Below are 13783 nucleotides of genomic sequence, written 5' to 3'. Positions count from 1 at the left end.
TTAGGCGTAGGCCTTGAGAAAGGCAACTTCCAGTGCCAGCTGCTCCTGCACGTTGGTCTCCAAATTCGTCCGCAAGTTTTCCAGAGCATCCATGCGTTGCAGCAGGTCGGCCAGTTCATGCTTGCTGGCCACGGTCTCGGTGGTGGCTTTTTGCGATGGGAAATCCAGCCGCTCCACGCCGCATTTCTGTCGCACCACATCGCCCATCCAGGCAATCAGGACCTCAAGGAGTCGTTCCCGCTCGCCGAGGTATTCGGACTCGGTATGCCCTTTATAATAATCCTCGCGGTGCTTGAGCCACTCGCCATCGGTGGTGTTTTTATACTTGGCGGTTTCTTCTTTCAGTGCGAGATCATTCAGCTTGGCAATTTCTGCCCGGCGTTTAACCAGCAGCTCACTGAAGGCAGACCGGAGAGTGAGCGCCTGGGCGATGTTTCCCATCCCCTGCTTGGCCAGCCCTGCCAGAGCATCCAGCAAGACCCGCTGCGATTCGGAAACCTCCCGCCCCTCGGCCTTGGCCATCAATGGCAGACGCACACAGCGCGAAAGAATGGTGGGCAAAAGCAACTCCGGAGCATCGGAGAGCAGCAGCAGCAAGCAATCGGCCGGCGGCTCTTCCAAGGTTTTGAGAAAGGCATTTTCCGCACCCACACCCATACGATCGGCGTGCTGAATCACCCCCACTTTCCACTTTCCAGTGGCGGAGGCCACGTAGAAGGATTTCTCCAGTTCCCGGATGTCATCGACCACAATCCGGCGCGATTTCGACTTCGGGCTGACAATGCGGACCAGATCGCCCTCGAGCGATTCCAGGTCGGGGGTCGGCACCTCTTCCGGCTCGCCAAACAGATTCATCCCGCCGCTTTGCTCGGGCGGATTGATCAGCGAGATCACCTTGGCCGCGAGCTCGGATTTGCCACTGCCCGCCTCCCCGGTGATCAGGAAGGCGTGTGCCAGTCTGCCTCTTTGGTGTGCTGCCTCGATTAACTCAAAGGCTTTTTCCGCCGTGTATGCCATTGCGGGCTCATCCTGCCGCGACATCGCCTCAGGGCAATCTGAAAACACACGACAGAGTAGAAAAATTAAAACAAGCACTCCGCTCGGCATCGGTTATACTAAACAAGAGGTCAGAATCTACCAGTTCCATCCTCGACCAACCTATTCAGCTGCCCAGCAGCCCATTATCATGAAAAAAACCATACTTGCCAGCCTTGCTCTGGCCATTACCGCATCCTTTGCCACTGCTGGTGGTGAAAACTGGATGAACGACTTCAAAGCAGCTCAGAAAAAAGCTGCCGCTGAAAACAAAGACCTTCTCGTCGATTTCACCGGCTCAGACTGGTGTGGCTGGTGCATCAAATTGAACAAGGAAGTGTTCCAACACGATCCGTTCAAAACTGGCGTCGCCGATAAGTTTGTGCTCGTGGAACTCGATTTCCCACGCGACAAATCCAAGTTGAGCAAAGAAACTCAGGAGCAAAATGCTGCCCTGCAAGCCAAGTATGAGGTGCGTGGATTCCCCACCATCCTGCTGCTCGACTCCGAAGGCCGCCCATACGCCAAAACTGGCTACCAAGCTGGTGGACCGGAAAAATACGTCGCTCACCTCGATGAACTTCGCGCCAAACGCACCGAGCGTGACGAGGCCCTGAAAGCTGCTGAAAGCCTCGAAGGCGTGGCCAAGGCCAAGCAACTGGTGAAAGCTCTTGAGACCATCCCAGAAGACTACCACTCCCAGTATTCTGAGCTCACCGAGCAAGTCGCCAAACTCGATCCTAACGATGAGACCGGCTACGTCGCCAAACAGCAGCACAAAGCAGCCCTCGAAAACCTCGCCAAAGAGGTGATGATGGCTACCCGCAGCGGCAAGGTCGATGAAGCCCTCTCCAGTGTCGACAAATTCCTCGCCGACAACTCACTCGAAGGTGAAGAGAAGCAGCAGATCATCGCCATGAAAATGAACCCACTCCTGGCGAACAAGAAGTTCGACGAAGCCGGTGTGGTGCTGGACGAAATCATCGCTGCAGCTCCTGAGAGCAACTACGCCAAACAAGCCACTGCCTTCAAAGCGCGCCTCGCGAAAATGAAGGAATCGGCTCAGTAGTCTCCCCCATTTCCAATAATAGAACCCAACGCGCCGGCTCCTCATCGAGTCGGTGCGTTTTTTTGTGCCTCCGCGCAGAGCATAGCGCCATCGGGGTGGACGGCTCACTGAAGCGCGGTCGCACACCGCCCCTGCCAGGCTTCGCTACGAGATCACCCGCACCAGCTCGGCCTGCATGAACCGCCGGACATACCCGTCGATTTCCACAAGCAACTCCCCCTCCTCACTGATACCCAGGGCGCGACCGCTGAGCGACTCCCCATTGGCACTGAAGCCGATGGTTTTTCCCGTGAGATAACACATCTCCGCGACCTGATCGACCAACTCTGGAAAATGGTCGGCACAGACCAAGGTGCTTTGGCTGAGTCGGTCCAGCAGAGCACGCAGCAGCGCCTCCCGACTAACGGCTCGTGGAGTGAGATCGGCCAGCGCGACCGATTCCTCACCGTCCGGCGAGGCGGTGACATTGATCCCAATCCCCACCACGGCGTAATCACCGCGTGTTTCCACCAGGATACCGCAGCATTTTTTGCCATCGATCAGGACATCGTTCGGCCACTTCACCTCCGCAGGCAGCCCACACAGCTCTTGCAGAACTTGGGCAATGGCACAGCCGGCAGCCAGGGCCAGGCGTGGCCAGTGTTGTTTTTCAAACTGAGGCCGCAGAATCAAAGTGAAGAGCAAACCGGCACCGGACTGGCTCATCCACGCAGCTCCGCGGCGACCTCGGCCGGACGTTTGGTGATCGGCCAGCACCACGGTGCCGTGGGCCACTCCGGCCTCGCAAAGTCGCAGTGCCTCGTCATTGGTCGAGCCGAGCTCGGAGTGATAGCGCAATCGCTGCGCCCACTGCGGAGCGATCCGGCCGAATTCCTCGATGTCAAACATCTCAAGGGGAAAAGAACTAGCGGCGGTTGAAGCGTGCCATTTCACGCTGGGCCTCACGCATTTCCGTGCGCTTCTTCAGATCTTGGCGCTGATCGGAGTGGCTCTTTCCCTTGCCGACGCCCACTTCCACCTTCACGCGACCGCCTTTCCAATACATCCGGAGGCAGGGTAAGGTGCAGCCCTTTTGCGCCGATTCCTCGGCCAGTTTGATGATCTCCTTCTTGTGCAGCAGCAGTCGGCGTGGGCGGGTGACTCCGTGCTGGAACCAATCGCCGGCGGTTTGCCACGGCTGGATATGGCAGCCGTAAAGGAATGCCTGACCATTCTCGATCCTCGCGTAGGCATCGGCGATGTTCACCTTGCCATCGCGGATCGACTTCACCTCGGTGCCCTTAAGCTCAAGGCCGCACTCGTAGGTATCTGAAATATGATAATCTCGGCGTGCTTTCCGGTTGTTCGCAATGTCGGCACTCATGAGATAATGTTGGGGAATTGTTCACGGTCATGGTCTGCCAGCTCAGGCAGCGCCACGCCGGCTTCCCACTTATTCGCCGTCAGGCTTGGCAATCACAACCTTGCCTTCGATGATTTCAGTCAAAGCAATGTCGGCCGCCCCCATGCTAGGAACAGTATCGATCAGTGGCGAGCGCCCTTGGTTAAGCTGGGCAACGCGCTGTGACACAACGTTCACAAGGATTTGCGGGTCTTCAATGATCTCGGAGGCTTGGACAACTAGGTTGCTTTTCATGGATTTTGCAGGAAACTTGGAAACGGGCTGGGACTGCTCAAACGGCACAATGTTCGATGGGTCCATGGTCGTTTCCGAAGGTATAATTGGGCTGAAGGAATTGGGCGTGCCCATAGAAGACACGATGCGGGACGGAGTGGAAAGCATTTTTTACTGTAATTATCAAGCCTAATGTGTCTTTTGACTGCTTTTTTCGACCTTGAATCGACCGATTCGACGGATCTTGATTTTTGCATCAGCTTTGTCACTCTTTTCGCCGCGACACCATGACTTCGGCACGCATAATGCTTCCACCGTCAGCCATACTGGTCTATTTACGTATTTCCCAATGACATCAGCCACTCCGCCCTACCTTCAAGCCTCCATCCACATCGGCGCCAGTTCCATTTCCATGCTGGTGGTCGAAAACCGAGCCGGCAACGAGGGCGACGCCGCGTCCCGACCCGGTGAGTTTCTGGAACAATCGCTACCCTTGGCGCGCGACATTTTCCAGCGCGGCAGTATCCGCCGCAGCACCATCGAGCAGTGCGTGAAAATCCTCAAAGGTTACCAGCAAGCACTGCGTGAATTGGGAGCCACCGATGAAACGCCAATCCGTGCGGTGGGCACCAACATTCTGATCGAGGCGAGCAACCATGATGCCTTTTTGAATCGCATCCAAATCGGCTGCGGCATGCAGATCGACACCCTCGACGATGGCGAAATGACCCGGCTGATCTATCTCAAGACCCGCCGCCGCCTGCTCGACACCCCTTCAATGAAAACCCGCACCACCCTGGTGGTGCACGCCGGCCCGGGCAACACCCGCGCCCTGCTGTTCAAGAAGGGTCGTATCTCCGATTACACCAATTACCGATTGGGAGTTTACCGCACCAATGAGGCAATCTCCGGCAACGAGCTCAGCGGTCCGCAGCTGCGCAAGATCATCCGCGAGCACATTGGCAGCCTGGTGAACCAGATCCACCACAACTACCACGATGCCGGCATCGAGGAGCTGGTCATCATCGGCTACGAAATCCAAGACCTCGCCACCGCCTTGGTCAAACCCGGCAAAACCAAAAGCACCCCGCAGGCACTGGCGGAACTGACCAGCGAGATCGTGGCGATGAGCGAGGAGGCCCGGGTGAAGAAGTTCAGACTCGATTACGCCACCGCCCAGGCGGTGGTGCCCGCCTTGGAAATCAACTTGGCGATCGCCGAGAGCCTCGATGTCGATACCCTACGTCTCCCCGGCAGCGACTACGAACGGGGTTTACTGGTCGATCTTCCGGCGACCTTTTCTCTCACTGCCAGCTTCCAGGAGGAGGTGGTGCGCTCTGCGGAAGGGCTGGCGCTGAAATACAAGGTCCATCAGGCCCACGCCCATCAGGTCGCCCGACTGAGCGAAACTCTCTTCGAGCAAACCAAGGCGCTGCACCAGCTCGGCGAACACGACGCCCTGCTGCTGAAATGCGCGGCCCTGGTGCACGAGTGCGGTAACTTCGTCAGCGTCCGCGCCCACCACAAGCACTCACACTACATCATCCAGCACAGCGAAATCTTCGGTCTGGGACAGCGTGATATTTCCATCATCGCCCTGATCGCACGCTATCACCGGAAGTCGGGCCCTAAATCGACCCACGCCGGCTACCGCAGCCTGAGCTCCACAGATCGGATGCGGGTGTCCAAACTCGCCGCCATCCTCAGGGTGGCCGATGCACTGGACCGCAGCCACTCGAACCGCATCGGCCAGATCTCTATCAGCGTGGTGAAGCAGAAGCTGGTGATCGAGCTAAAAGGCATTGCCGATGCCTCCTCCGAACGACTTTCCATGGCTCCCAAGGCCAACCTTTTTCACGATATTTTCGGTCTCCGCGTCACCTTGATCGAAGGCCACTAAGCTCTCACCCACTCCCTTTCTACCATGTCATTCATCAACCGCGAAATCTCCTGGCTGGAGTTCAACCAGAGGGTGCTCGATGAAGCTCTGCGCCCTGAGCTCCCCCTTCTCGAACGACTCAAGTTCTTAGCCATCACCGGATCGAACTTGGACGAGTTCTTCCAAGTGCGCGTTGGGAGCCTGCATCTGGTGCGCTCCGGCGGCTCGCGCAAGCGCGGCATCTCCGGCCTCACACCCACCCAGCAGCTCGCCGCCATCCGCAAGCGTGCGCTGCAAATGAACGAGGACCAATACCGCCTGCTCTGCGAGGAACTACTGCCCACCATGGCCGAGGAAGGTCTGGTGCTCACCGCCGCCAGCGAGCTCACCCCGCACCAGCTGGACAGCCTAACCAAGCGCTTTCACAACTCGATCTACCCCCTACTCACGCCACTGGCCTGCGAGCTGGACGAAGATCCACCCTCCGTGCCCTCACTGCGCATCATCATCGCCTGCGAGCTGAAGGAAGAAGGATCCGAGGAGCCGCGCACCGTGCTGATCCCCGTGCCGGAGACCCTGCCGCGATTCATTCACGTGCCGTCCGTCGAGCACTCGGACACGGAGAAATCCACGGAAAACCTGATCGCCATCGAGCAGGTGATCGCGCTCTTTGCCGGGCAGTTTTTTCCCGATGAAACCGTCGGCTCCACCCTGCCCTTCAGGATCACCCGCAATGGCGACATTGCCGTGCAGGAAGAGGATGCCATCGATCTCGCGGGCGAAATGGAAGAGGTGCTCGCCGCGCGCAAGACCAGTAACACGGTCCGACTGGAATACCCCACCAAAGGACCACTACGATTGAAAAAAACAATCCGCACCCTGTTCAAAGCCAGCAGCGCGGAGATCTATCAGACAGCGGGTCCCCTCGCCCTCACCGATTTCATGTCGCTGGCCTTCTCCTCCGGCTTCGACGACCTGCGCGACGAATCCTGGGAGCCGCAGCCATCCACCGCCATCGACCCCGGCGTCAGCCTCTTCGAGACCCTCTCCGAGCGCGACGTCATGCTGCACCACCCTTACGAAAGTTTTGAGCCGGTGCTGCGATTCATTGAAGAAGCCTCGGTCGATCCGGACACCATCGCCATCAAGCAGGTGCTCTACCGCACCGCCGACGACTCCCGCATCATCAAAGCGCTGCTGAGAGCTGCCGAAAATGGTAAACAGGTCACCGTGTTGGTGGAGCTGAAAGCCCGCTTCGACGAGGCCAGAAACCTGATGCGCGCCGAGGAACTCCAGCGCGCCGGCGTGCAGATCGTTTACGGCGTCAAGGGACTGAAAACCCACGCCAAAATCGCTCTCGTGATCCGCAATGAAGACGGTCAGCTGAAACGCTACGTCCACCTCGGCACCGGCAACTACAACGAATCGACCGCCAAGATCTACACCGACATCTCCTACCTCACCGCCCGACCCGAATACGGCGCCGACGCCTCGCTTTTCTTCAACGCTGTCACCGGTCGATCCAAGCTCACTAGGTTCAGCAAGCTGGTGCCTGCACCGACGCATATGAAGCCTCGATTGTTAGAACTGATCGCCGCCGAGGGCAAACGTGCGAAAGCCGGAGAGCCGGCATCGATCACCGCCAAGATCAACTCACTGCAGGACAAGGAAATCATCGAGGCACTCTATCAGGCCTCCGCCGACGGCGTGAAGATCAACCTCAACGTCCGCGGCGTCTGCTGCCTGAAACCCGGCAAGCGCAAGGAGGCGAAAAACATCCGCGTGGTCTCGGTGATCGATCGCTATCTCGAACACGCCCGCATCATCTCCTTCCACCACGGCGGTTCCCCCTTGGTATTCATCGCCTCGGCCGACTGGATGACGCGCAACCTCGACAAGCGCGTGGAGCTGATGATCCCCATCGAAGATAAAAAGAGCCGGAAAGAACTCCTGCAAATCCTCGAGGCCGCCTTCAAGGACAACTGCAACGCCTTTGAAATTCAACCCGATGGCAGCTCCGAGCGAGTGCAACGGCCGAAAGGCAAGAAACGCTTCCGTTTGCAAGCCTACCTCCAGGAGCAAGCGCGCGCCAATGCCAAAGCCCGCGCCCACGAGCGCAGCACCACCTTCGAGCCTCATATTCCAAGTGAGTAAAAAAAGATTTGCCAAAGCGCCCGATTTCGTCCAATAAACGCGCGTCGTCAGCAACCACACGGTTGCCGACCCCAGTGCAGGAATAGCTCAGTTGGTAGAGCATCTCGTTTACACCGAGGCGGTCGGGGGTTCAAGTCCCTCTTCCTGCACCATTTATTCAAGGCTCAGATTCACTTCTGAGCCTTTTGTGTGTGTCTGGACTTCTGCCTCATCTTCCACATGCTGGATGGACGCCGTTCCTGTTCGGATTAGACCACAAGTAATGAAGAGGTCGTTACGTTAGACACAAGAGAGAAGGGCTTGCGGTGTGTTTCAGTCTGATCCCTTTCATATATGCTGAGAATGTCATGTTTGTTAAAGAGCTATCACAGTAACTATTATGCTAAGGCAACAAACATGCTGATATAGCATCTGCATATTACCATCTGATATTGATCAATAGTTTAATCTTAACTTTGCCACTCCCTTTGCAGTCCTGACACATTTTCTTACGTGAAGCTGATCGGGCATCAAAGCCTTCCCTGACCCGATACACTTTTTACACTGTCCCATCTTGTCAGAATATTTTTCAATCGTATAGAGGTTCCCTCTTTTAAGTGATTGTAAAATGCTATCGTTGGTAATTTCCGGAAGCTCTACTTCTTTCCATATTGGCACGGTGCTTTTTGCTCCCAGCACCGTGGTATACTGATAAACTTTTGAAGTTTCTGTGGCGTGGACAGTTATCCAAGTATCGTCGGCAATTAGGGAATCTCGCTCAAGTAACTCCAACCTGATTATCCCGAGCCTATTATTTCGCCCCATCACAGAGGGAGAGTAGGCCAGATAATGACTGTGATCAATATGCTGCGTGATTTTGAATCTCTTCGTATTGTTCCTTTCTGCAGCTTGTTTCTGAGCAAGCTCGGTAAGAATTTTATTCAGCTTGGGTGAATCCGCCGGAAGGGTTCTCAGAGGTGAGTAATCAATTGTTTGGCTCCTCTCTGCAGAGAAACAGCAGCAGAAAGATCCCAGCAGGAACACTAACAATGGACAAACACGCAAGGTTCAAATAAGCATAATGAGAAGTCCCTTCCAAGAGAGAAGGCATTGTTTTCACTTACCTGACTTCTTCTCGTAGAGCTTAGTGTAATCCTTGTTCTCCTTGAGAATTGGAATTCTGAGTTCTCCAAGCAATTTTCGAATTTGCGTCCAACCCCATTCGGTTTCAGGAAGCCCCTTCGGAGAACTTGCGACGTTACCACACTGAAAACAAAGCTCAATGTGTCCCATTGCCTTTCCTTTTTTATCGAAGAAAACGAATCCATGATGCGGCATGTAGCAAAAAGCCCCCATGACCCGTTTCTGCCTAGAGCGCAACGCGTTCTTCAGCCTCTCGACCTGCGCCTCAGACAATTTTTCTCCTGCTGGATTGATAACGCCTTTGTGCAACTTACCCCCTTTTAGCAGAGATACATTACCTGCTTCTTGGGTGTAGTCATACACATAGGCCCGGACTTCATGCACCGGACGTGGCAACCAGCCAGCGCTCACGTTCAATGTAGTTCCAATGAGGAGAATAATGGCATGGTAGAGCTTCATATCTTTCAAAACTGAATAATTTGTCAATCTGGGCGTGAGGCACTTACTTCATCGCGTTTGGTGCCCGGTGCGAATACCCAGTTTCTATGCTGCCTATACTATTCTGTTAGCTTGGATACCGACAAGAGAAATCCCCCACATAGCGTTCCCAACCGGATCAAGTCACGGAGGAATTGTCTTTCATAGAGCTGTATCCCCCCACCCTTAGGCACCCCAGGTGGCATTGCGACCGCGAGTGTCGATGTGAATGAAGCTGGAGTAGAGGCCGATGCCACCACGGAAAAACCCCTCGCGACGGACCTGGCAGGCCATGTCGAAGGCTTGCCGGGGAGCGCAGGCATACTTCAGATCGAGTGCCCGGTTTTGCATGTGCTGCGAGTTCTTGGCCGCGCCACGGCAGAGCGCATTGTAGGCAGGCGAGCGGTAGGCAGATGACACCGTGTGCAGACTTACCCCCAGTCGTTGACGAATCTCGTTCGCCACCTTGGCGGTGGGCAGCATATTCTTCCAGAGATGTCTCGGCGGGACGCCACTGCAGACACCGGCGCGGTATTTAAAATGCGGTCGGATGATTTCTTCCGGGCTCAAGTAGTCCAGCTCCTGCTGGGCCAGATAGCTGCGGTAGTTCTTCACCTGGGGAAGGTTCGGCAGCGGTTTCGGCTGATAGACTGGTCGTGGTTCGATCAACTGACCGGCATCGGGTTCGGAGGCATGCGGATGCGCCGCCTGGATGACATCTCCATGTTGCGTCATCTGATTCCAGATCTGCTCAAAAGCGTTGCCATGTTTCACCCCCAACCACGAGGCACCGGCCACGCCTCCCAGTGCGAGGCTGGAGGTTTTCAAAAATGCCCTGCGAGGAATCGGCTCCGCTGGCGGGGCCGGGAGATCTTGGAGCTGATTGCTGGGGAGCCTGTGCAGGGCGCGGGGGTGGTGTGAGGGGTCGTTCATCATAGGGAGCCCAACACCCTAGCCCTGAATCATCTAAGCGCAAAACAACGACCGTTTGAAGTCTGCAACGGTCGTTTTACACCAGAGACTTCTTGGGCGCTGGCTGAGTGCCGAGAACACCCTCGCCTTCGCTGCGGGCGACACAAACGGCGGCGCAGGAATCGCCAAAGACATTCACCGCAGTGCGGCTCATATCGAGCAAGCGATCGACGGCCAGCAGCGCCACCACCGCCATGTTAGCATTGGGGATGCCGGAGCTGTTGAGGATCAGCAGGATGGCAACGAGACTCGCCGACGGCACACCGGCCACCCCAATACTGGTGAGCAGCGCGGTAACCACGACGGCGAACTGGGTGCCGACTGACATGTCAAACCCCATCACCTGGGCGACGAAGAGCACGGCTACACACTCGTAGAGAGCGGTGCCATCCATGTTCACCGTAGCGCCCAGAGGCAGGGTAAAACTGGATACCCGCTTGGAGACGCCGGAGTTCTTCTGCACGCAGTGCATGGTCTCAGGCAAAGTGGCAGATGAGGAGGCGGTGGAAAATGCCGTGAGCAGAGCCATGCGCATGCTGCGGAAGTGCGCCCAGGGGTTCACTTTCCCCACCAAACGAAGGACCAGAGGCATAACGGCAAACATGTGAATGCCCAGGGCTAACAGCACGGTGAGGAAGTATTTCCCAAGGCTGATGAAGATCTCCGGTCCTGTCTTATAGATAGTGGGCAGTAGTAGTCCAAAGACACCGATGGGAGCAAAAAGCATGATCCATTGGGTGACCCGGATCATCACATCATTGATTCCCTGCACGGTGCCTAACAAGGGGCTCATGCTGTCGGTGGGGAGTCGGGTCATCGCGAGAGCGAAGAGCACGGAGAAAAAGATCATCCCTAACAACTGACCGTTGTCTGAGGCGGCGGCGACAATATTGGGAGGGATCATTTTCTTGAAAAGATCCGCGTAGTCACCTGCCTTGCGCTCACCGGCGGCCTCCACTTTGGCAACTTCCTCGCTCGAAGCAGCCTGCGCCTGGCTTTCCAGCGCGGCGCGGATCTCTGGATCGGCTTGGCCATTTTCCAACCCTGGCTGAATGGTATTCACTAACAGCAGGCCCACCACCACAGCCAGCAAGCTGGTGCTGAGGTAGAAGCCGAGAGTTTTCAAACCAAGTCGCCCAAAACCATCCATGCCGCCCAGACCGGCGATCCCGGCAATGATGGAACTGGCCACCAGCGGCACGATGATCATCTTCAAGGCCTGGATAAACAGATCCCCAACAAAGCCACACACGGTGATCGCGTGCTGAATGAAAATGTATGCCTGCGAATCATCCGAGACGGTCTTGCTGATGTTCCGGAACACAATGGCGGTGCCGGTGGCCAGAATGAGGGCGAGCAGGATCTGCCAGTGCGCGGCCAGTTTTTTCTTCGGTTGGGACATGAGGGCGATGCTATGCCCTCCCCCCTCAAAGTGAAGTGTGGAATGTGGCCATTTTTCTCACGGCGTTAGATCCGCCGAGCCACCTCCAGCAAGAACACAATCCGCTGTCTGCCGGTGGACAAAGATCTGGAGTATTTCAGAGCCTTCTCCGGCTTGACACTTTTGGCCAACGCCTTGGCGACGTTATCGGCGGCGGAGCGACGCAAGGGCTCTGAACTGATAGAAAATACCGAGGCCTGTGCCGACTGCACATCATGGTTCACCGCCAGCGTTTTGGCGAGATTTCTGAATGTCTCATCACGCACCGTTTGGTCCTCGATCTTTCTCACCAGCACCATGGATTTCCCCGAATCGGACCGCTCGGCATAGGCCACGGCCATGTTGGCGCGGATACTATCGATGTCGCCGCTGGACGTCAGCTGCTGAGCCTCCCGCCCTGCTCCCTCCAGCAATTCCAGCGCGCGACGCTTATCGCCCTGGTTCTGGGTGGTGCGCGCCAGCTCGACCAGTGCCAGCGCCTTCTCGTCGGGTTCATCAATTTCCTGCAGGGTGTTGAATGCCGATGTGTGATCGCCATTCTCGGCCGCCGCGGTGGCGATATTGCGGTAGGCCCGTGCGCGTTCCTCGTTCGAGCAGATACTCACGGCCACATTCCTTGCGCGACCGGCGGCACCGAGCTTGGCGGTGACGGCGGAGACCGACCGAAGAGCTCGCTCGCGGATGCCTTCCATCGGTATCGCATCAGCGCGCACCAGGGCCCCCATCAGGTCGCCTACCCCTGCCTGAGCCACCGTGAGTTTTTCCAAAGCCATGGATTTCTCAAGCTCATCGCTGATGCGGGTGGTGACATAGTAGCTGGTAGTAAAGCGTCCCTCTTTGGCCAATTCATCCGCGAGGATGCGGAGGCAGGCATCCGCGAGCATCGGGTCGTTGATCCCGGTGATGATGCCCAGGCCACCCTCAAGATCTCCGCTGCGAGCACGCTGCTTGGCAATGGAGCCGAGCGTGGCATCGCGGATGTCATTGTTGTTGATATAACTGACTGCACGCTCAGCTGAGGCAAAATCGAGCACGGCGGCACGCTTCAGGGCGATGCGGCGGTAGGCGTTGTTACTCAAGTCCTCGCTTTCAATCCGGGTCGCGGTGTGCATCGCGCGGGTGTAATTCTCATACGCGGCTTCGCTCTCCGCCATCGCGACTAAAACAGTATCCTTCACGGTGGTGGTGGTGATGCTGCTGGCCAGGTTTCGCGCCGTGCGAAGTCGACCTTGTCGAGCCGCCCAAGAGGCCACCGTGCTCATCGCAGATTCCCGCGCAGTGGCGATACTAATGTTCTGCAGCGCCTTATACGCGTCCTCCTCATGACGCTGCGAAAGCATCGCCTTCACCACCTCCGCCACGGCAGTCGACGTCCTCTCCGGATCGCCCGGGTAGACCGCCAAACGCTCGGCCACCAGGAGCAGGTCACGGGCGACATCGAGGTCGCTATTGCGCGAATACTCACTGGAAACTTGAATCAAATTCCGCCACGGTTCTTCACTGCGCATGGCCATCTGACAGGCCTCGGCGAGCAGCTCACCTCGCAGGTAATCTTGGGGTTTCAACTGAAAGGTCTTGGCTAGCTTGGCGGTGGACGTTTTTTTCTTCGCTGCGCCCTTCGCGGTTTTGTCCTGCTTCAGCTGCTTCTTGGCGAGATGATCGAGGGCCGCTTGATACGACTGCACTCTGCTAGCTGGCGAGGATTTTTCCAACGACTCAACGTCGTCCAACGCGTCCTCGCTTGGATTTTTTTTAGAACTTCGCACCAAGTGATCGACAGATCGCAGCAGACTCTTAAAAACATTCCGCTGCACCGATCGCTCCGTGCCGGCTTCCCTTTCCTGATCAAGGTTCACCGAAATCGCCCCGGCTCCGAGATAGAGCCCACACAGAATCACCAGCAGGATTCCTGCGGGAGTCAGCCATTTTTTCAACTGATGTGAGTCGTTCATGATGATCATTAACCATTACCGACCTTGCGCGATGCTTATTTCACCGGAATAAAATTTTATTAACATT

General features: G+C 56.5%; 12 protein-coding genes and 1 tRNA gene. 4 read left to right on the top strand and 9 right to left on the bottom strand.

Annotated features, from left to right (window positions below; translation table 11 throughout):
• Complete coding sequence (locus JO972_RS02375; RefSeq protein WP_309488389.1) at nucleotides 1–1017, bottom strand: DNA polymerase III subunit; 1017 nt, start codon at nucleotides 1015–1017, stop codon at nucleotides 1–3.
• Between the two features lie 169 nt (nucleotides 1018–1186).
• Between JO972_RS02375 and JO972_RS02370 the strand changes: the two genes are divergently transcribed.
• Nucleotides 1187–2104: a thioredoxin family protein gene (locus JO972_RS02370; RefSeq protein WP_309488388.1), complete on the top strand. Its 918-nt coding sequence runs from the start codon at nucleotides 1187–1189 to the stop codon at nucleotides 2102–2104.
• 144 nt (nucleotides 2105–2248) lie between these two features.
• On the opposite strand, the gene JO972_RS02365 is transcribed toward JO972_RS02370, so the two are convergent.
• The 3 genes from JO972_RS02365 to JO972_RS02355 form a co-directional block, all read right to left on the bottom strand.
• A complete protein-coding gene (locus JO972_RS02365; protein WP_309488387.1) occupies nucleotides 2249–2992 on the bottom strand; it encodes a biotin--[acetyl-CoA-carboxylase] ligase in 744 nt (247 codons plus the stop codon).
• Between the two features lie 16 nt (nucleotides 2993–3008).
• The gene (smpB, locus tag JO972_RS02360) at nucleotides 3009–3467 is read right to left on the bottom strand and encodes an SsrA-binding protein SmpB (RefSeq protein ID WP_309488386.1); all 459 of its coding nucleotides are present in this window, start codon (nucleotides 3465–3467) and stop codon (nucleotides 3009–3011) included.
• A 69-nt stretch (nucleotides 3468–3536) separates the two neighbouring features.
• Nucleotides 3537–3806 (bottom strand): DNA-directed RNA polymerase subunit omega, encoded by a 270-nt coding sequence (locus JO972_RS02355; RefSeq protein ID WP_309488385.1) that lies wholly within the window; start codon nucleotides 3804–3806, stop codon nucleotides 3537–3539.
• A gap of 262 nt (nucleotides 3807–4068) precedes the next feature.
• Here JO972_RS02355 and JO972_RS02350 point away from each other — a divergent pair, with 262 nt between their 5' ends.
• The 3 genes from JO972_RS02350 to JO972_RS02340 all read left to right on the top strand — a co-directional run bounded on the left by JO972_RS02350 (nucleotide 4069) and on the right by JO972_RS02340 (nucleotide 7904).
• A complete protein-coding gene (locus JO972_RS02350; protein WP_309488384.1) occupies nucleotides 4069–5619 on the top strand; it encodes a Ppx/GppA phosphatase family protein in 1551 nt (516 codons plus the stop codon).
• A 24-nt stretch (nucleotides 5620–5643) separates the two neighbouring features.
• Nucleotides 5644–7752 carry a polyphosphate kinase 1 gene (ppk1, locus tag JO972_RS02345; protein WP_309488383.1) on the top strand — a complete coding sequence of 703 codons (2109 nt, stop codon included), beginning with the start codon at nucleotides 5644–5646 and terminating at the stop codon, nucleotides 7750–7752.
• 76 nt (nucleotides 7753–7828) lie between these two features.
• Nucleotides 7829–7904 (top strand) — tRNA-Val (locus tag JO972_RS02340).
• A gap of 283 nt (nucleotides 7905–8187) precedes the next feature.
• Here JO972_RS02340 and JO972_RS02335 read toward each other — a convergent pair.
• The 5 genes from JO972_RS02335 to JO972_RS02315 all read right to left on the bottom strand — a co-directional run bounded on the left by JO972_RS02335 (nucleotide 8188) and on the right by JO972_RS02315 (nucleotide 13716).
• Complete coding sequence (locus JO972_RS02335) at nucleotides 8188–8796, bottom strand: hypothetical protein (protein ID WP_309488382.1); 609 nt, start codon at nucleotides 8794–8796, stop codon at nucleotides 8188–8190.
• 51 nt (nucleotides 8797–8847) lie between these two features.
• On the bottom strand, nucleotides 8848–9333 hold the full coding sequence (locus JO972_RS02330; RefSeq protein WP_309488381.1) for a hypothetical protein: 486 nt from the start codon (nucleotides 9331–9333) through the stop codon (nucleotides 8848–8850).
• A 204-nt stretch (nucleotides 9334–9537) separates the two neighbouring features.
• Nucleotides 9538–10287, bottom strand: coding sequence for a YcbK family protein (locus JO972_RS02325; protein WP_309488380.1), 750 nt, complete (start codon nucleotides 10285–10287; stop codon nucleotides 9538–9540).
• Between the two features lie 73 nt (nucleotides 10288–10360).
• Entirely contained in the window at nucleotides 10361–11725 is a 1365-nt protein-coding gene (locus JO972_RS02320; RefSeq protein WP_309488379.1) for a dicarboxylate/amino acid:cation symporter, read from the bottom strand.
• 65 nt (nucleotides 11726–11790) lie between these two features.
• Nucleotides 11791–13716 (bottom strand): tetratricopeptide repeat protein, encoded by a 1926-nt coding sequence (locus JO972_RS02315; protein ID WP_309488378.1) that lies wholly within the window; start codon nucleotides 13714–13716, stop codon nucleotides 11791–11793.
• Nucleotides 13717–13783: the final 67 nt, after the last annotated feature.

Origin of the sequence: Oceaniferula flava (genome assembly GCF_016811075.1) — a bacterium.
GTDB classification, from domain to species: Bacteria; Verrucomicrobiota; Verrucomicrobiia; order Verrucomicrobiales; family Akkermansiaceae; genus Oceaniferula; species Oceaniferula flava.
This window is presented reverse-complemented; position numbering and strand designations above follow the sequence as displayed.